17 protein-coding genes are annotated in these 19,410 nt (G+C 46.3%); 13 read left to right on the plus strand and 4 right to left on the minus strand.

The window, feature by feature from the left end; translation table 11 throughout:
* Positions 1-75 precede the first annotated feature (75 nt).
* Positions 76-1,299: an argininosuccinate synthase gene (locus EXZ60_RS05435; protein WP_017043213.1), complete on the plus strand. Its 1,224-nt coding sequence runs from the start codon at positions 76-78 to the stop codon at positions 1,297-1,299.
* A 129-nt stretch (positions 1,300-1,428) separates the two neighbouring features.
* Positions 1,429-3,303, plus strand: coding sequence for an argininosuccinate lyase (gene argH, locus EXZ60_RS05440; protein WP_013855879.1), 1,875 nt, complete (start codon positions 1,429-1,431; stop codon positions 3,301-3,303).
* A gap of 193 nt (positions 3,304-3,496) precedes the next feature.
* Here the strand turns inward: argH and EXZ60_RS05445 are convergent, their stop codons facing one another.
* The 3 genes from EXZ60_RS05445 to EXZ60_RS05455 all read right to left on the minus strand — a co-directional run bounded on the left by EXZ60_RS05445 (position 3,497) and on the right by EXZ60_RS05455 (position 6,192).
* Positions 3,497-3,751 carry a DUF3624 domain-containing protein gene (locus tag EXZ60_RS05445; protein WP_017046763.1) on the minus strand — a complete coding sequence of 85 codons (255 nt, stop codon included), beginning with the start codon at positions 3,749-3,751 and terminating at the stop codon, positions 3,497-3,499.
* A gap of 129 nt (positions 3,752-3,880) precedes the next feature.
* Complete coding sequence (locus tag EXZ60_RS05450; protein ID WP_026027892.1) at positions 3,881-5,350, minus strand: dihydrolipoyl dehydrogenase; 1,470 nt, start codon at positions 5,348-5,350, stop codon at positions 3,881-3,883.
* Between the two features lie 113 nt (positions 5,351-5,463).
* On the minus strand, positions 5,464-6,192 hold the full coding sequence (locus EXZ60_RS05455; RefSeq protein ID WP_013855882.1) for a redoxin family protein: 729 nt from the start codon (positions 6,190-6,192) through the stop codon (positions 5,464-5,466).
* A 146-nt stretch (positions 6,193-6,338) separates the two neighbouring features.
* Between EXZ60_RS05455 and oxyR the strand changes: the two genes are divergently transcribed.
* Positions 6,339-7,229 carry a DNA-binding transcriptional regulator OxyR gene (oxyR, locus tag EXZ60_RS05460; RefSeq protein ID WP_026027425.1) on the plus strand — a complete coding sequence of 297 codons (891 nt, stop codon included), beginning with the start codon at positions 6,339-6,341 and terminating at the stop codon, positions 7,227-7,229.
* A 36-nt stretch (positions 7,230-7,265) separates the two neighbouring features.
* Here oxyR and EXZ60_RS05465 read toward each other — a convergent pair whose 3' ends face one another.
* The gene (locus tag EXZ60_RS05465) at positions 7,266-9,764 is read right to left on the minus strand and encodes a PBP1A family penicillin-binding protein (RefSeq protein ID WP_170888852.1); all 2,499 of its coding nucleotides are present in this window, start codon (positions 9,762-9,764) and stop codon (positions 7,266-7,268) included.
* 149 nt (positions 9,765-9,913) lie between these two features.
* Here EXZ60_RS05465 and pilM point away from each other — a divergent pair, with 149 nt between their 5' ends.
* The 10 genes from pilM to rpe all read left to right on the plus strand — a co-directional run bounded on the left by pilM (position 9,914) and on the right by rpe (position 19,404).
* A complete protein-coding gene (pilM, locus tag EXZ60_RS05470) occupies positions 9,914-10,924 on the plus strand; it encodes a type IV pilus assembly protein PilM (protein ID WP_094165236.1) in 1,011 nt (336 codons plus the stop codon).
* Positions 10,914-11,516 (plus strand): PilN domain-containing protein, encoded by a 603-nt coding sequence (locus EXZ60_RS05475; protein WP_277435427.1) that lies wholly within the window; start codon positions 10,914-10,916, stop codon positions 11,514-11,516. The genes pilM and EXZ60_RS05475 overlap by 11 nt, the downstream gene beginning before the upstream one ends.
* Positions 11,509-12,102 (plus strand): type 4a pilus biogenesis protein PilO, encoded by a 594-nt coding sequence (gene pilO / locus EXZ60_RS05480; RefSeq protein WP_013855887.1) that lies wholly within the window; start codon positions 11,509-11,511, stop codon positions 12,100-12,102. Before EXZ60_RS05475 ends, pilO begins: the two co-directional genes overlap by 8 nt.
* The gene (locus tag EXZ60_RS05485) at positions 12,089-12,610 is read left to right on the plus strand and encodes a pilus assembly protein PilP (protein ID WP_013855888.1); all 522 of its coding nucleotides are present in this window, start codon (positions 12,089-12,091) and stop codon (positions 12,608-12,610) included. The genes pilO and EXZ60_RS05485 overlap by 14 nt, the downstream gene beginning before the upstream one ends.
* Before the next feature lie 23 nt (positions 12,611-12,633).
* Positions 12,634-14,349: a type IV pilus secretin PilQ family protein gene (locus EXZ60_RS05490; protein WP_013855889.1), complete on the plus strand. Its 1,716-nt coding sequence runs from the start codon at positions 12,634-12,636 to the stop codon at positions 14,347-14,349.
* A 186-nt stretch (positions 14,350-14,535) separates the two neighbouring features.
* Positions 14,536-15,057 (plus strand): shikimate kinase AroK, encoded by a 522-nt coding sequence (gene aroK, locus EXZ60_RS05495; RefSeq protein ID WP_010317691.1) that lies wholly within the window; start codon positions 14,536-14,538, stop codon positions 15,055-15,057.
* A gap of 23 nt (positions 15,058-15,080) precedes the next feature.
* Positions 15,081-16,169 carry a 3-dehydroquinate synthase gene (gene aroB / locus EXZ60_RS05500; protein WP_088721344.1) on the plus strand — a complete coding sequence of 363 codons (1,089 nt, stop codon included), beginning with the start codon at positions 15,081-15,083 and terminating at the stop codon, positions 16,167-16,169.
* 48 nt (positions 16,170-16,217) lie between these two features.
* Positions 16,218-17,717 (plus strand): AAA family ATPase, encoded by a 1,500-nt coding sequence (locus EXZ60_RS05505; protein ID WP_277435428.1) that lies wholly within the window; start codon positions 16,218-16,220, stop codon positions 17,715-17,717.
* A 69-nt stretch (positions 17,718-17,786) separates the two neighbouring features.
* Entirely contained in the window at positions 17,787-18,617 is an 831-nt protein-coding gene (locus EXZ60_RS05510) for a Dam family site-specific DNA-(adenine-N6)-methyltransferase (RefSeq protein ID WP_013855892.1), read from the plus strand.
* A 112-nt stretch (positions 18,618-18,729) separates the two neighbouring features.
* Complete coding sequence (rpe, locus tag EXZ60_RS05515) at positions 18,730-19,404, plus strand: ribulose-phosphate 3-epimerase (RefSeq protein WP_013855893.1); 675 nt, start codon at positions 18,730-18,732, stop codon at positions 19,402-19,404.
* Positions 19,405-19,410: the final 6 nt, after the last annotated feature.

A 19,410-nucleotide genomic window follows, 5' to 3' on the forward strand; every position in this document is an offset into this window, starting at 1 on the left:
TGATAACAGCTGTAAGTAATTAATCACCCAGAGCACTGACCGCCAAGCGCAGCGCCGGGAAATGGAGAAAGTAAGATGAGCAAGGTTCAAGTCAATAAAGTCGTTGTCGCATACTCTGGCGGTCTAGATACTTCGGTAATCATTCCGTGGTTAAAAGAAAACTACGATTGTGAAGTGGTTGCCTTTGTTGCCGATGTCGGCCAAGGTGAAGAAGAATTGGTCGGCATTGAAGAGAAAGCGAAAGCGTCTGGCGCGTCAGAGTGTTATGTGGTCGATCTTAAAGAAGAGATGGTCGCTGAATACATCTACCCAACACTAAAAACAGGTGCTTATTACGAAGGTAAATACCTGCTTGGGACGTCAATGGCTCGCCCAATCATTGCCAAAGCGCAAGTTGAAGTAGCGCGTAAAGTGGGTGCCGATGCGCTGTGTCACGGCTGTACGGGGAAAGGTAATGACCAAGTGCGTTTTGAAGGTGCGTTTGCAGCCCTAGCGCCTGATTTACATGTGATTGCCCCTTGGCGTGAGTGGGACATCGTGAGTCGTGAAGAGTGTCTTGATTTCCTTGCTGAGCGTAACATTCCTTGCGCCGCTTCATTGACGAAAATTTACTCGCGTGATGCGAACGCGTGGCACATTTCGACCGAAGGTGGCGTGCTTGAGAGTACTTGGAACGCCCCTAATGAGGATTGCTGGGTATGGACAGTAGATCCAGAACAAGCACCAAATGAACCAGAGTTTGTCACATTGCAGGTCGCGAAAGGCGAAGTTGTTGGCGTCGATGGTGAACTGATGACGCCTTACAACGCACTCGTTTACCTTAATGAGAAAGGCTCTAAACACGGCGTTGGTCGTATCGACATCGTCGAAAACCGTTTGGTTGGTATGAAGTCTCGTGGTTGTTATGAAACCCCAGGAGGCACCATCATGATGGAAGCGTTGCGTGCTGTTGAGCAGTTAGTGCTCGATAAAGCCTCATTCGAATTTCGTGAAGAACTGGGTGTCAAAGCGTCGCATCTTGTATACGATGGCCGTTGGTTCACTCCGCTGCGTAAATCCATCATGGCCGCAGCCGATGAGTTGGCACAGGATGTTAATGGTGAAGTGGTTGTGAAGCTTTACAAAGGGCAAGCGACAGTGACGCAAAAACGTTCTGAAAACAGCTTGTACTCGGAAGAGTTTGCGACCTTTGGTGAAGATGTTGTGTATGACCAAAGCCACGCAGGCGGCTTCATTCGTCTCTATTCGTTGGCAAGCCGGATCAGAGCGTTGAACGAAGCGAAGAAGAATAAAGCCTAGGTTAACACCCAAGGTAGAGACACAAAAATAACAATAAAAGATCGCTCTAGTAGCGATCTTTATTATAAAAATGATTGAGCAATTTGATGTGGTCACGCTCAGTCGCGACCTAAGAGCAGGAGATACGCAATGGCATTATGGGGCGGTAGATTTACCCAAGCAGCAGACACGAGGTTCAAAGAGTTCAACGATTCACTTCGCTTTGATTACCGATTGGCTGAACAAGACATTGTGGGCTCTATAGCATGGTCAAAGGCGTTGGTGTCAGTGAATGTTTTGGGCGAAGAGGAGCAGCAAAAACTAGAACTTGCGCTCAACGAACTCAAACTGGAAGTGATGGAAGATCCTGAGCAGATCTTACGCTCTGATGCAGAAGATATTCATTCTTGGGTTGAGCAGCAGTTGATCAGCAAAGTGGGTGATTTAGGCAAAAAGCTGCACACTGGGCGCTCTCGTAATGACCAAGTCGCGACCGATTTAAAATTGTGGTGCCGCCAGCAAGGTCAGCAATTACTGTTGGGGTTAGATCGCCTGCAAACGAAACTAGTGTCGGTTGCTCAGCAGCACCAAGCGACGGTTTTGCCCGGTTATACCCACCTGCAACGTGCGCAACCAGTGACCTTTGCGCATTGGTGTTTGGCCTATGTTGAAATGTTTGAGCGTGATTATTCTCGTTTAAATGATGCGATTAAGCGCCTTGATACTTGTCCGCTTGGCTCCGGCGCGCTGGCAGGTACGGCCTATCCGATTGATCGTGAACAGCTTGCTCATCATTTAGGGTTTCGCCGTGCCACGCGTAACTCGCTCGATTCAGTATCCGACCGAGATCACGTGATGGAATTGATGTCGGTGGCGTCGATCTCGATGCTGCATTTATCGCGCTTGGCGGAAGATATGATCTTCTACAACTCGGGTGAGTCTGGTTTTATCGAACTGGCTGACACCGTGACTTCGGGTTCATCCTTGATGCCGCAAAAGAAAAACCCTGATGCATTAGAGCTGATCCGTGGCAAAACTGGCCGTGTTTATGGCTCGCTTGCGGGCATGATGATGACGGTCAAAGCCTTACCATTGGCTTATAACAAAGATATGCAAGAAGACAAAGAAGGGCTGTTTGACGCGCTGGATACTTGGAACGACTGCATGGAAATGGCTGCGCTTTGCTTTGATGGCATCAAAATTAAAACCGAACGGACTTTAGAAGCGGCCAAACAAGGCTATGCCAATGCTACCGAATTAGCTGATTATTTAGTCGCCAAAGGGATCCCTTTCCGTGAAGCGCACCATATTGTGGGCGTAGCGGTGGTTGGCGCGATCGCGAAAGGGTGTGCGCTTGAAGAACTGACCCTTGCCGAGCTTAAAGAGTTTTCGTCGGTCATTGAAGATGATGTTTATGCGATCCTCACTATTGAATCTTGCTTAGAAAAACGCAGCGCTTTAGGTGGCGTTTCGCCAAAACAAGTGGCCTATGCGGTTGATCAAGCCAAAGCGCGTTTAGACAAACGTGACACCACGGCGGTGAAAGTTCGTCCTGCCCGTTTGACGGATATTGAAACGCTAGAAAGTATGGTCACTTATTGGGCGAATATGGGAGAAAATCTGCCTCGTTCACGCAATGAGTTGGTGCGCGATATTGGTTCATTTGCCGTGGCGGAACACCATGGTGAAGTGACGGGATGCGCCTCGTTATATGTCTATGACTCTGGGTTGGCTGAAATTCGTTCGCTTGGTGTAGAAGCAGGTTGGCAAGGTCAAGGACAAGGAAAAGCGATCGTCTCGTATTTGGTGAATAAAGCGCGGCAAATGGCGATTAAGAAAGTGTTTGTTCTGACTCGAACGCCAGAGTTTTTCATGAAGCATGATTTTATTCCAACCTCAAAAAGCTTACTGCCAGAGAAAGTGCTCAAAGATTGTGAACAATGCCCACGGCAGCACGCTTGTGATGAAGTGGCGCTTGAGATCAATTTGGTTGAGCAGATCATCAAGCGAGTCAACGTCGCTTAATGCGTTGATTACCAACGCGATCATTGCCGTTAATGAGGCCTTGGAAAAAGATCTCAAAAAGATCGAATGATCACGGAACAATTTAAGAAAAGCGTGGTCTATAACTGTACCACTGCTTTTTCTTAGAAGAATCTAAGAAGGCCCCAAACCTACTATTGGTTCTGGGGCTTTTTCTTTTGTGCTCTTTAGCTTTTTATTTGTCGCGCCCTTGCCGCTTACGCCAAGGGAGTACCACAAACTTCATCCACAGATGTAAAAACAGCAAACCGTTAAAGGCAAAGCCCGCTATTAGCAAGCTGATCGATTCAATGGTTTTAGGGTTCTCCCTGTATAACCACCACCACACAAGCCAGCACCCAACTGACAAAACAGTGAGCTGATCCATACAACGTTGGCAGCGGCCGATTTTTTTCCAAAACCACGAAGATTGGCAGTTATTGCAAGGCATAAGCGCGTTCATTAAAGAGAAAATAACGGCAGTATAACGTGCGTGAAGGTGTGAGTCTAAGGCGCGGCTGAAACTAAAGCGTATAAAAAACGGCCGCCCAAGGGCGACCGCATGAATGGATGTTGAAAATTAACAGCCCGGACCGCAGTCCATGCAATGCTTTATCATCTCAGGACCTAAATGCAGTTTAGCGTTTAGATCACGCAGCGCGGTGCGCACGCCTTCTTCAATTACGGGGTGATAAAAAGGCATATCCAACATCTGTGAAATCGTCATCTGATTTTGATGTGCCCACGCCAGTAAATGAGCCAAGTGCTCCGCATTCGGTCCCATCATTTCAGCGCCTAAAAATCGCCCTGTTCCTTGTTCGCCATACACATGCAATAACCCTTTATTGCGCAGCATGACGCGTGAACGGCCTTGATTTTCAAACGACACAGTACCGATAGCAAAACAGCCACAATTTCCTAAACGAGTGGTTAGCTGTTTGTAGGATTCACCGACCATCGCAATTTGTGGGTCTGAAAAAACCGCTGAGATAGAGGAACGACGAAGCCCGGCACGAATATCTGGGTAGCGGCCAGCGTTATCCCCTGCAATACGACCTTGATCGGCTGCTTCATGAAGCAGTGGCAGTTGATTACTGGCATCACCAGCAATGAAAATACTGTCTACAGAGGTTTGCAGCGTATAGTGATCGGCCGTTGGTACGCCGCGCGCATCAAGGGCTACATCGGTATTTTCAAGTGCCAATTTATCTACGTTCGGGCGACGACCGGTTGCCGCCAACACATAGTCAACGACAAATGTCTCGAGCTGCCCTTCACGGTTGATGAATTGGATTTCAACTTTGTCGTTTTGGCCTGTTGGAGAAGCAATGCGTTTCATGCTTTCCACTTTAACGTCAGCGTCTAAATAGAATTCTTCCTTAAACGTTTTATCAGCGTAAGCCATCACATCAGGGTCGGTTAATGGGCCAACTTGTCCACCAATGCCGAACAGCTTCACTTTCACCCCTAAACGATGCAAGGCTTGGCCTAGTTCTAAGCCAATAACTCCCGGGCCAAATACGGCAACAGATTCGGGTAAGTCGTCCCACTCAAATAGGTCATCATTAATGATTAAGCGATCGCCAAGTTCATGCCATACCGCGGGGTAGGCTGGGCGAGAACCGGTAGCAATCACGATCCGCTTGGCGCTGATTCGTGTATGGTTGTCGACCTGTAGGGTGTGGTTGTCGATAAATTGGGCGTAGCCTGAGATTTTGTCTTCAGCGGGGATCTCCTCAACGCCTTCAAGCACAAATCCGACAAAGCGGTCACGTTCACGTTTTACCCGCGCCATCACTTCACGTCCATTAATGACAATTTCACCTTGAGGATGAACACCAAAAGCAGGAGCTTTGTGGATGTGATGGACGCTTTCAGCGGCCGCAATCAGTAACTTAGATGGCATGCAGCCGACGCGAGCGCATGTGGTTCCGTATGGGCCACCTTCGATCATGACGACACTAGTCGTATGTGCTTTTGCTGCACGATAAGCGCCGAGTCCTGCGGTCCCACCACCAATAATGGCTACATCAACGTTTAACTGTTTCATCATCGCTTTCTCTAAATTTGGAATGTGAATAGTCGATGGCAACATTTAATAATGCTGTCATTGAGTCTAAATGAGGAGGATGCCCTAGGAAGATTTTCCTAGGGCAGGCGTGATTAGCCCAGGTAAGCTTCTAGCTCTTCGCTGCCGCCGATGTGTTTACCACCAACGAAAACTTGCGGAACGGTGGTACGGCCTGTGATAGCTCGTAAGCTCACTGTGGTTGCATCTTTACCCAATACCACTTCTTCATATTGAAGACCGTGGTCAATCAAGAGTTGTTTTGCTTTAGTACAGAATGGGCAACCTGGTTTAGTAAATACGGTAACCGATTCTTGTGTTTTATAGTTAGGTGCAATGTATTTCAGCATAGTGTCAGCATCTGATACTTTGAACGGGTCACCCGGTTCATCAGCTTCGATAAACATTTTTTCGATGATGCCATCTTTGACTAGCATGCTGTAACGCCATGAACGTTTGCCAAAACCGATTTGGCTTTTATCAACTAACATACCCATACCGTCAGTAAATTCGCCATTGCCATCAGGAATGAAAGTAATATTCTCTGCTTCTTGGTCTGCTTTCCAAGCATTCATCACAAAGGTATCGTTCACCGAAACACATAGGATGTCATCAACGCCATGCTCTTTAAACACCGGGTACAGTTCGTTGTAACGCGGCAAGTGGCTTGATGAACAGGTTGGGGTGAAGGCACCTGGCAAGCTAAATACGATAACGGTTTTACCTTTGAATAATTGATCTGTTGTGAGATTAACCCAAGCATCACCTTGACGAGTAGGGAAAGTGACTTGTGGTACCGCTTGGCCTTCTTTAGATACTAACATTCTATTTTCCTTGTGATTTTCTAAGTTAGGTTATGATTTTAAGAGCCGCTGCTCTCATTTGTTGAAGCCATTATGGAAGAAAACCTTTGATAGCTCCAATCGTTTGATGCTATGGTTTTGATAGGTGGATTCTATTGAGATTGAAGATGAACATTCGTGATTTTGAGTACTTAGTATCATTAGCTGAACATAAACATTTTCGTAAAGCAGCAGAAGCTTGTTTTGTGAGCCAGCCAACACTCAGTGGCCAGATCCGCAAACTGGAGGATGAGCTGGGAACAGTATTATTAGAGCGCAGCAGTCGCCGAGTATTGTTCACCGATTCGGGCCTACAATTGGTCGATCAGGCCAAGCGTATTTTAAGTGAAATCAAAACCTTCAGAGATATGGCCAGCGGCCAAGGCGGCTCGATGAGTGGTCCTATCCATATTGGATTCATTCCCACTTTAGGTCCCTACCTTTTGCCGCGTATTGTGCCTTTTTTAAAAGAGCAATTTCCTGAACTGGAGCTCTATTTACACGAAGCGCAAACCCAACAGCTTGTGCGCCAGTTAGAAGATGGCAAACTCGATTGTTTAGTGTTGGCCTCCGTTGCGGAAACGGCTCATTTTAAAGAGATTGATCTGTATGACGAAGCATTGAGTATTGCCGTGCCTAGTGGGCATGAATGGGCTGCAAAAAGTGAAGTAAGTATGTTGGATTTGAAAGGGCGAACGGTATTGGCTTTAGGTGACGGTCATTGCTTACGCGATCAAGCCTTAGGTTTCTGTTTTGCGGCAGGCGCAAAAGATGACGAACGTTTTAAAGCGACCAGCTTAGAGACGCTGCGTAATATGGTCGCAGCGGGTGGGGGAATTACCCTGTTACCTGAGCTCTCTTTACCAGATGTCAAAGAGAAGGATGGCGTTTGTTACCTTAAAGCGGTCAACCCGCAGCCTTCACGCCGCTTAGTATTAGCTTATCGGCCGGGATCGCCGCTGAGGCAGCGTTTTGAGCAGTTGGCTCATGCAATCAAAACAAAGCTAAATGAGAAATAAAAAAAGAGGCTAAATTTAGCCTCTTTTTACTGAGCTTTAGAACAGCTCTTCACCTGTAGGTGAAGAGTAGATGTTGTCAGAGACACTCTCTGCGACATACTCGGTTGGCTCTGTGCCTTGAATGAAGTATTCAAACATCGAGCTTGAATCAAACTTATTGGTTAATAAGCCGGTATCGATATCGATTCTTACCCGCACAATATTGGCGGGAATGGGTTTGTCTTGCGCTGGCACATCGAGCAGTACTTGACGCATAAAATCAATCCAAGCCGGTTGTGCCGTTTTTGCTCCCGCTTCTGCACCGGATACACCATCGTCATCTACATTGCTGTTTTCGGTTGTCCTACCTAAGTTGCGGTTATGATCATCAAATCCGACCCAAGCAATAGCGACCATGCCCGGTGCATAGCCGTTGTACCACGCATCTTTGGAGTCATTGGTCGTTCCTGTTTTACCACCAATATCACGACGCCCCAGCTTTTGTGCACGCCAGCCTGTACCATTCCAACCCGTTCCTTCACGCCAATTTCCGCCACCCCAAATATTGCTGTACATCATCTCTCGGACAAGAAATGCGTTTTGTTCGGAAATTACTTGTGGAGCATAGTGCGATGCAACATCTTGCTCATCGAACTCATTTGTGTCTGGGGTGCATTGCTGTTGGCAAACGACTTTTGGTGTGGCTTGATACTCAAGTTTGCCAAAGGGATCTTCAACTTTGCTGATGTAATAGGGTTCAACATAATAGCCACCATTGGCAAACACGGAATAGCCTTGCGCCATCTTAACCGGCGTTAAGCTTCCCGCACCTAAGGCAATGGTTTCTGAGCGTGGTACTTGGTCAATATCAAAACCAAAGCGAGTGAGATACTCACGTGTTTCATCCAGCCCAACAGCGCGTAGCACTCTCACCGCCATCACGTTTTTGGATTGAGCCAAGCCAACGCGAAGACGAGTTGGGCCAATATAAGTCGGTGGTGAGTTTTTAGGACGCCATGCTGTACCTTGGCTTTGGTCCCACTGGTTAATCGGCGCATCATTAATGAGCGTCGCTAAGGTCATGCCTTTATCGATGGCGGCAGAGTAGATAAAGGGTTTAATACTTGAGCCGACTTGACGCACCGATTGAGTCGCACGGTTAAATTTATTGTGCACAAAGTTAAAGCCGCCAACCAGCGCCAGTACCGCACCATTTTCTGGGTTCATGGCAACAAAGGCAGTGTTGGCATTGGGTACTTGGCTTAAGTACCACTGTGGTACTTCGTCGGTGGTATGGTCATCACTGTATTCAGCACGATTACGTACCCAAATTTGTTCACCAGCGGCGATGATTTCCGTCGCTGTACTCGGAACCGGTCCTTGTCGAGAATCAGTTAAGAAACGGCGAGCCCAGTTCATGCCTTGCCATTCAATGGTCTGCAATCCTTGGTTCTTAACCCAAACCGTAGCCGATTGGCTGCTTACGTGGGTAACGACGGCTGGTAATAAATCTCCATAAGTCGGTTCATTATTTAAGTGCTCGGCCAGTTGCTGTTCATTCAATGGCGTTTGGCCTTCTTTCCAAACTACTTTTTCAGCACCGCGATAGCCATGACGCTCATCATAGGCGAGTAGGTTATTGATTGCAGCTTTACTCGCGGCTTGCTGCTGTTTGGAATCTACCGTTGTGGTGACAATCATGCCAGAGGTATAGGCCGACTCTTCACCATAGCGCTCCACCATCCATGAACGGGCGATTTCTGCCACATAAGGTGCATTAAGTTCAATTTCAGCACCGTGGTATTTCGACATTAAGGGCTCAGAGCGGGCTTGCGCATATTGCGCTGGGGTTATGTATTTCTCATCAAGCATTCTCTGTAGCACCACGTTACGGCGGTTAGTCGCGCGATCTAGAGAATAGATAGGGTTCATGGTTGAAGGTGCTTTGGGAAGTCCTGCAATCAGGGCAATTTCACTCAGCGTTAAATCTTTGACTTCTTTTCCAAAATAAACTTGGGCTGCCGCTCCAATTCCATACGATCGGTAACCGAGATAAATTTTATTGAGATAAAGCTCTAGGATTTCTTTTTTCGTCAGCAATTGTTCGATATGAATAGCGATAAAAATCTCTTTGATTTTTCGCATGATCTTCTTCTCATTAGAGAGATAGAAGTTACGAGCAAGCTGCTGAGTAATGGTACTTGCACCTTGTTTAGCGCTACCTGAGGCGATCACAGCGACCGCAGCACGAGTGATACCAATTGGGTCAAAACCATAGTGTTCATAGAAGCGACTATCTTCGGTGGCGATAATCGCTTCGATAAGTTCAGGCGGGATCTCTTCAATACGCAACGGAACTCGGCGCTTTTCTCCAAATTGGGCGATGAGCTTGCCATCTTGACTATAGACCTGCATCGGTGTCTGCAATTGTACATCACGTAAAGTCGCTACATCGGGGAGGTCTGGCTTCACGTAAAAATAGAAGCCAAATATCGTAGTGACTCCAAGAATAATGCAAATCAATGAAAGTAATAACAATCGCTTTATGAACTTCACCGGATAATCCCTGTTTAGTTAAGGCTGCCCTTATGCAAACCCTTGTACTCTAGGCTAAAAATTTAGCTCTAAAAATAAATTGTGGCTTATTTAACCTCAAAATAAGCAAATCGAGCTAAGCCTAAGCAGCGTTACTGGAGCTAAGCCGTATGGGTAAATCATTGGTTACGGGTATAGATATTGGCCACCATAGTATTAAAGCGGTGGTGTTAAAGCTAGCGGGTGATTCATATGCACTCGTCGGTTATAAAGAATTATTTATTACTGAGGACATATTCTCCGATAACCACACGCTGGATTATCAGAAAATTGTAAAGAAACTCAAAGAACTAAGAAAGGGTTTACCACTATTTAGTCGCAAAGTTGCCATATCGGTACCGGACAATGCGGTAATAAGTAAGGTATTACAAATAGATAGTGACCTGCAGGCGCGTGAAAAAGAGTTTGCTATTTATCAGGCATTTTCTCATCAGTCACCGTTCCCGATAGAAGAACTGAGTCTCGATTTCGTCAAAGTAATGGAAAAAAGCGTAAGTCGCAGTAGCACCGTAAGTTATCAAGTTTACGCCACTCGTAAAGACGTCGTGGAAAGCCGTGCGTTAGCGGCTCAAAAAGCGGGCTTTTTACCGATCGCGGTTGATGTGCAAATACACAGTTTGTTAAACATTTGGCAGTTGGCGAGCAGGGCACAACATCGCAGCGATTGGATGCTCATGGATGTGGGCCATACCCAAACGGCGCTCTGTATTGATTTTACTGATAAAGCCCCTTTTCATAAAGAGATCCCTCTCGGTTGTCAGTGGTTGTCCCAAGACAGCGCGATGTCGGGCACCAATGCGGAATTAGCCGATAAAAACGAGCGCTTTGTGCATGAGTTGATCGAGCGACTTCAACGTCAGTTGCAGCTTTTCACCTCCGTCAATGGCGCGGGCAGTTTAGCAGGCATTTGGCTCTCAGGTGGGGGTGCAGATACTCCGATGTTGGCGCAAGAGATCTCGCGGCGTCTCAAGCTTGAGTGCGAGATTCTCGATCCCTTCCTTCTGTTTAACAATAAGTTAGCGAAACGCCAGCGAGGTAAGCAGTCTGGGCAGAGTTTTAGCACCGCGGCTGGCCTTGCACTGCGTGGTATTGAGTGGTTGGAGTCTTCTCATGTTGCATAGTATTAACTTACTGCCTTGGCGAGAGGAACAAAGAGCGGCGCATAAGCGTCGTTTTATGGGCTTGGTCGTCTTAGGTGTGATGAGCGCTGTTGGTATTCAATGGGGTATCGGTTTGTATTTCTCTGGGCAAGCGCAGCAGCAAGAGTCTCGTCTGGCCTATTTGAATCAATACATTCAGCAGCTTGATAAACAGATCAATGCATTAAAAATGACGGAACAAGAACACAAGGCACTATTAACTCGCTTATCGGTTGTTGAGTCATTGCAAAGTCAACGCAATAAAACCACCGAGTTGATGAACTTGATGCCACAGCTTATGCCTGAAGGAGTCTACGTCGATAAGATCAAAATGAATGGTGAAGAAATTGAAATTACGGGCATCAGTGACAGCACTGCGCGTCTTGCGACCATGCTCGATAATTTTGAAAAATCAGCCTTACTTTCCGATATCAACATGCACTCTATCGTGCACGGTAATAAGCGATTTGGTAAGGAGTTTCAGACGTTTAAAGTGTCATTTATGTTTCATTCCCCGACACCACAGGGCTCTGTGCTAACCAAGATTCGGCCTACAGGAGCTGTCCATGACTAGTTTTCAAGATCTTGATATGGATGAAATGGCTGAATGGCCGTTGCTGCCTCAACTGCTGGTTATTTTGGTGTTGATGCTGATTATTCAAGGCGTTGGCGCGTGGTTCTATCTTATGCCTCAAAATGAGCAATTGCAGAACTTAAAACAGCAAGAAGAGGTGCTGAAATCGACCTTACGGATTAAGGCCAGCAAAGCCGCCACCTTACCCCAGTTGCAAGCTCAACTGGATGAATTAACTGAACGTTATGATTTTTTATTACGCCAATTACCCGTGCAAAAAGAGCTCGCAAGCATGCTGGCGTCGGTCAATGAACTAGGGCTAGATAACGCGTTAACCTTTACACGTATTGATTGGGGAGAAAAACAGAATAAAGAGTTTCTGTATCGTTTGCCGCTCAATATCGAATTAACTGGTAATTACCACGACATTGGTGATTTCTCAGAGGCGATCGCGAAATTGCCCCGCATTATTAATTTCGATGATGTTGATTGGCAACGGGTTAGCCAGGAAAGCAGCACGTTGCATTTTAGGGTGCGCGCTTATACCTATCAATTCAAGCAAGAGGTGGACGATGAAAAACAATAATCTGCTGCTGATGGTGCTGTTTAGTACCAGTGTATTGGTTGGTTGTAAAGCTAATCAAGATTCATTGAAGGTTTATGTGGAGCAGGTTGAGGGGCAAGCACGCAAAGAAGTCTCCAAATTAAAACCCATTATTCAATTTGAAGTTGCTCATTATGCGCAACATGAATCCCGCGAACCTTTTGTGCTGCCTAAAGAAGCGATTGTACAAAATCAGCCTGTAGTGAAGGCAGACTGCTGGCAACCTCCGGCTCGCAGTAAAAATGGCCAGCTAGAGCGCTATCCGCTTAATCAACTGCGATTAAAAGGCGTGATGAGTAGCGGGGGCGCGGTATCGGCATTAGTGCAAACGCCCCAAGGCAAGGTCGTCAACGTGAAAGCGGGACAATATTTAGGTTTGAATCACGGCAAAGTTACTCGAGTTAATTCCAATTACCTGCTGATCAATGAAACCTTGCCAGACGGCTTAGGTTGTTGGAATCAACGTAACGTCAAATTGGCTCTGAAATAGAATTTGAATTTAGAGAAATCACTATGATTAAAGGACTACAGACACAAATGACTATGGTATTTCGGAGCCTCTTATTTGGCTTATTATTGAGTGTGGCAGGGCTAAGTGTGGCGGCAGAAACGACGCAGACCAACGAGCTTAAAGGCATTGATTTTCGAGTCAATAAAAACAAAGACGCTGTATTGATTGTTGAACTCGCATCACCTTCGACAGTAGTTAATGTGCAGAAAGTGGCTGACGGTTTACAAATTGAACTGCTTAAGACGGATGTCTCCAATGAGAAACTGTATGTCTTGGACGTCAAAGATTTTGCAACCGTTGTTGAGAGTATCGAGGTATTGCGCAAAGAGCCAAGTACACAGTTACTGGCGACCATTCATGGCGAGTTTAAGTATGATTACAGCTTGAAAGGGAAATACCTTGAGGTGGTGATTGGCAAACTGAAAGAACAAGAAAAACCTAAGCCGAAGAGCATTCTTGAGAAAGAGGGCAAGCTTATCTCGATTAACTTTCAAGATATTCCTGTGCGAAATGTTTTGCAGCTTATCGCAGATTATAACGCGTTTAACCTAGTCGTCTCAGATTCGGTCACTGGTAACCTGACGCTACGGCTTGATGGCGTGCCTTGGCAGCAAGTGCTCGATATCATTTTGCAAGTCAAGGGATTAGATAAGCGTGTTGACGGTAATGTGATTTTAGTTGCACCTAAAGAAGAGTTGGATTTACGTGAAAAGCAGCAGCTTGAAAAAGCACGTTTGGCTGAAGAGTTGGGCGATCTGCGTTCTGAGATCATCAAAATTAATTTTGCTAAGGCGTCTGATATTGCGCAGATGATTGGCGGCGAAGGGGCAGTCAGCATGTTGTCTGAGCGAGGTTCCATCAGTATCGACGAGCGAACCAACTCACTGCTGATCCGCGAATTGGCTGAGAATATTGTGGTGATACGCCAAATTGTTGAATCGCTCGATATCCCGGTCAAACAGGTACAGATTGAAGCGCGCATTGTTACGGTCAACGAAGGTAATTTGGATGAACTTGGCGTACGCTGGGGCTTTACTTCGACCAATGGCAACAACACCGCAGGCGGAAGTATTGAAAGTAATTTATTCCAAGTGGGCAAGCTGGGGGAAAGCACATTGCCCGTTGATGACTTCCTTAACGTAAACTTAGCGGCGACCTCCGCTAATGCCTCAAGTATTGCCTTCCAAGTGGCTAAGTTGGGGTCGGATATGTTGTTGGATTTAGAGCTTTCAGCGCTGCAACGTGAGTCGAAAGCGGAGATCATTTCCAGCCCTCGTTTGATCACGACTAACAAGAAACCCGCTTATATCGAGCAGGGTACGGAGATCCCTTATCTGGAGTCTTCTTCCAGCGGGGCAACGACAGTCGCCTTCAAAAAAGCGGTGCTGAGTTTAAAAGTAACGCCGCAGATAACGCCGGATAATCGTTTAGTGTTAGATCTCAGTGTCACTCAAGACAGGCCTGGGGATATTGTAAAAACAGGGACGGGAGAAGCGGTTGCAATTAATACTCAGCGTATTGGCACTCAAGTATTGGTCAATAATGGAGAAACCGTGGTCCTTGGTGGAATATTCCAACATAGCGTCAACAATACGGTAGATAAGGTGCCATTACTTGGTGATTTGCCATTACTTGGTGCATTGTTCCGCCGTTCCTATGAGCAAGTGGGTAAAAGTGAGCTGCTGATTTTCGTGACACCGAAAGTCGTCATTCAATAACTTACGGCTGATATTGCGATTGGTTAAAAAATAAAGTTGCATTAGTGGCACCATATCTAGATAATTTCGGGTCTTATCACGAATCATCTGTGAGGAATAGGTGCCACGAGCGTCTTAACGGTCAGTATTATACTGGCTAATCTTGTGGCGATGTCATTGAATTAACGTTGTAAATTACTGCTAAACATGGCTGAGAAACGCAATATTTTCCTTGTTGGCCCAATGGGCGCCGGCAAAAGTACAATTGGTAGACACCTTGCTCAACAACTGCATATGGAGTTTTTAGACTCAGATACAGTCATTGAAGAGCGTACAGGCGCAGATATCGCATGGGTATTTGACGTCGAAGGTGAAGAGGGCTTCCGTAAACGTGAGGAAGCTGTAATTAATGACCTAACCGAGAAACAAGGTATTGTACTCGCAACAGGCGGTGGTTCTGTTAAGAGTAAAGAAAACCGTAATCGTTTATCTGCTCGTGGTATTGTGGTCTACCTTGAAACGACGATTGAAAAACAACTTGCACGCACGAACCGTGACAAAAAACGGCCATTGCTTCAAACAGACAATCCACGTGAAGTCTTAGAATGCTTGGCTGATGAACGTAACGATCTTTATGCTGAGATCGCTGATTTTACGGTTCGTACTGACGATCAAGGTGCAAAAGTGGTAGCCAACGAGATCGTAAAAATGCTAGAAGAACATTCCTAAGTTCTTTATTTGGAGTGCAAACCATGGAACGGATTACGGTCAGTTTAGATGAGCGTAGCTACCCAATCTCAATTGGCGCCGGATTATTTAATGATCCGGCCCTCCTTTCTTTCTTATCGGCCAAACAAAAAGTCGTCGTCATCAGTAATGTGACGGTCGCGCCTTTGTACGCGGATAAAATCTTCGCCCTTCTTGCACCGCATGCTTGTAACGTCTCCTTGCTTGAACTGCCAGATGGCGAGCAGTACAAAACTTTAGATACATTTAACACGGTGATGAGTTACCTGCTGGAAGGTAATTACAGTCGTGATGTGGTGATCATCGCTTTAGGTGGTGGCGTGATTGGTGATTTAGTTGGATTCGCCGCAGCCTGTTATCAGCGCGGAGTCGATTTTATCCAAATACCGACCACGCTGCTTTCGCAAGTGGACTCCTCCGTTGGCGGTAAAACCGCAGTCAATCATGCTTTAGGTAAAAACATGATTGGTGCATTTTATCAGCCGAAAGCCGTCATTATTGATACTGAATGTTTGGCGACTTTACCAGAGCGAGAATTTGCCGCTGGTATGGCGGAAGTGATCAAATATGGCATCATTTACGATTATGATTTCTTTGTCTGGTTGGAAGAGAATCTCGATAAACTCTACGCCTTAGATGAGCAAGCGCTAAGTTATGCCATCGCTCGCTGCTGTCAAATTAAAGCCGATGTGGTCGCTCAAGATGAAAAAGAGTCGGGAATTCGCGCGTTGTTGAACCTAGGTCATACATTTGGTCATGCGATTGAAGCGCAGCTCGGGTATGGTAATTGGCTACACGGTGAAGCGGTTTCTGCTGGAACTGTGATGGCGGCTAAAACGGCGCAGTTACAAGGTTTAATTAACGATCAGCAAGTTGAGCGGATTGTTTCTATACTCAAAAGAGCAAATTTACCGATTCATACGCCCGAAAGCATGTCGTTTTCTGACTTTATGCAACACATGATGCGTGATAAAAAAGTGCTTTCAGGCGAACTACGTTTGGTGCTACCAACCAGTATTGGTACATCACAAGTAGTGAAAGGTGTACCCGAAGCGGTCATTGAACAAGCGATTGACTTCTGCCGCACCCTGTAAATCTTCATTGATACTAATTTGACAGTTGTCTGTCAGTAGGACGGCCTAATGAGTTTGGCGAATGAATTACGTATATTGGAATTAGATTCGCAAGTCGAGCTACTTGAGCGTTTGCAATTATTGACCAATTTTGGCTCAAATGTCATTACCGTTGGTGGTGGATTAGGTTTTGGTAAATCTTGGTTAGCGCAGCGTTATTTAGAAGCGTGGGCCGAAGATAAAAACCAATCGCTGTTGCTGTGCCATCCCAATCAAGATGACCAGCAGCGTCGAGCCACCATTCTTACCCAAATCGTTTCAGGCCCGTTATTTAATCCTCACGATACACTTTCTGACAGCTTAGCTCGCCTGCTTGATGGTGGCGGTTGTGATGTGGTGATTGTTGTCGATGACGCTCATCTACTCTCTGAAACCTTAGTGTCTGAGCTATGGATGCTGGTGTTAGAAGCACAAGCCAATCCATTGTGGACCATCAATGTCGTATTATTTGCACAAGCCAATAGCCTTGATGCTTTGCTGACTCGTTTAAGCTACGGACAAGAGCATAAACCCGTAGAGCTTGAGATTGAAGCCCTAAGCAATGAAGAAGCGGATCGCTTTTTTGAAAATCTGGTCATGCGTTATGTACCCGATGAGATGGAGCGCCGCGTACGCAACGCTTACAAAAAGGTGAAACGCGTGCCTGGGGAAATCATGGCATTAGGAGAGCAGAAAATGGAAAAAAGGATCATCATCCGTTCGATTATCGGTTCTCCTGTGCAGATCGCTGCCTTGGTTTTACTGCTTCTGCTCATCATCGGTGGAGGTTACTGGTGGCTATTTACCCAGCCCTCACCCGATGAGCAAGCGTCGCAAATTACAGGCACACTCGAGCAGACGGTGATCCCGACGCTAGGGGATGCCGCGGCACCAATAGTCAATACACTTAACGATGATTCAGCAACTGACGCCACCAATAGTGGGAAGATGCTTGCGAAAAGTGACCCGAGTTATTTAGGTGCTGAAGATGATTCCAGTGCGTTACCACCCGATGTGATGGAAAATTCAGAGAGCGTGGGCATAATTGACAGCGATCAGCAACGAGTGGTGATTGAGTCTGATGTTGTGGATGCGCTTTTGGAAGGCAATTCGACCAAAGCCGATACGTCAGTGATTAATAATGCACTTGCTGATGCACAAAACCGCACGGCGCAAACTGTGCCAGTAAGTGAGACCGCCACTGCTGCTGCGCCAACGAAAATCACTTTCTCCTTTGCGAGAGAAGAACTCAAAGCCTTTTCGCCACGCAGCTATACTTTGCAATTAGCGGCAGTCAGTTCGCTTGCTGAAGCACAAAACTTTATTAACACCTACGCGCTGCAAGAAAAGGTGCGTATTTATCCGACAGCACGCAATGATGTGGAGTGGTACATCATCACCTATGGTAATTACCCAACCATCCAGTTTGCGCGTGATGCCGTTGAAACCTTACCGAAAGCGTTGCAATTGCAAGGCCCTTGGGCCAAATCACTCAGCCAAGTACAGCGAGAGATTGATCGTGCGAAATAACGCTGAGCTTGACGCAAAAATATGTTACATTCCGCAGCCTTATTTCGTGGTTGAAAGATAGAGCAGTAAATGAAGAAGCAGCGTGCCTTTCTTAAATGGGCTGGTGGTAAGTATGGCCTAGTCGAAGAGATTCAACGTCACCTGCCGCCAGCGCGTAAACTGGTTGAACCCTTTGTTGGTGCTGGCTCTGTGTTCCTCAATACTGATTTTGAACAGTATTTGTTGGCCGATATCAATCCTGATCTCATCAACTTGTACAACCTGATTAAAGATCAACCTGAACTGTACATCACCGAATCTAAGCGTTGGTTCACGGCCGATAACAACCGTAAAGAAGCGTATCTCGATATTCGCAAAGAGTTCAATAAAACCGATGATGTACTGTATCGTTCGTTGGCGTTTTTATACATGAACCGTTTTGGTTTTAATGGTTTATGTCGCTACAACAAAAAAGGCGGTTTCAATGTGCCTTTTGGTTCCTACAAAAAGCCTTATTTTCCGCAAGCAGAATTGGAGTTTTTTGCCGAGAAAGCCAAGAAAGCGACCTTTATTTGCGAAGGATACGAAGAGACGTTTCGTCGTGCTCGCAAGGGCTGTGTTGTCTATTGCGATCCGCCATACGCGCCACTCTCTACCACCGCCAATTTTACTTCTTATTCTGGTAATGGCTTTTCATTGGATGATCAAGCCTCATTGGCCGATGTCGCCGAAAAAGCCGCCAATGATCGTGGCATACCGGTACTGATTTCCAATCATGACACTAAGTTAACGCGCCGTTTATATCATGGTGCAGAACTTAACGTGGTCAAGGTTAAGCGCACCATTAGCCGTAATGGAGCAGGGCGCAACAAAGTAGATGAGTTGTTGGCACTGTTCAATACAGCGGAATGCGAAGGTTAACATTTCGCAGTTAAATCGGGTGTCGCGCTAGGATATCTTGGCCAGCTTAGGTAGAATTGCGGGCGAATTTTGCTCATCACGCATTTGCGCCCACTAGCCTAAGAGGTCAGGTATGAAAGATTTCCTAATTGCCCCATCTATACTCTCAGCAGATTTTGCTCGTCTTGGCGAAGATGTTGAGAAAGTGCTTGCCGCTGGGGCAGACGTTGTCCATTTTGATGTAATGGATAACCACTACGTTCCCAACTTGACCTTTGGTGCTCCGATTTGTAAGGCGCTGCGTGACTATGGTGTTACGGCACCGATTGATGTCCACCTGATGGTTAAACCGGTTGATCGCATCATTCCTGATTTTGCCAAAGCAGGGGCTTCGATGATCACTTTTCATGTGGAAGCTTCTGATCACGTTGATCGCACATTGCAATTGATCAAAGAGCACGGATGCCAAGCGGGTGTAGTGCTCAACCCAGCTACGCCACTTGCGCATCTCGAATTTATTATGGATAAAGTGGACCTCATTTTGCTGATGTCGGTTAACCCTGGTTTTGGTGGTCAATCTTTTATTCCGCATACGTTGGATAAACTGCGCGCGGTGCGTCAATTGATTGAGCAATCGGGTCGTCATATCCGCCTTGAGATTGATGGTGGGGTCAAAGTCGATAACATTCGTGAAATTGCGCAAGCGGGTGCAGATATGTTTGTCGCAGGCTCGGCTATTTTTGGTCAACCTAATTACCAAACTGTGATTGATGAGATGCGCGCAGAATTAGCCAAAGTGGCGCGCTAAGTCATA

The sequence above is a fragment of the Vibrio sp. 1151_11 genome (genome assembly GCF_029478525.1).
Lineage (GTDB): Bacteria > Pseudomonadota > Gammaproteobacteria > Enterobacterales > Vibrionaceae > Vibrio > Vibrio anguillarum.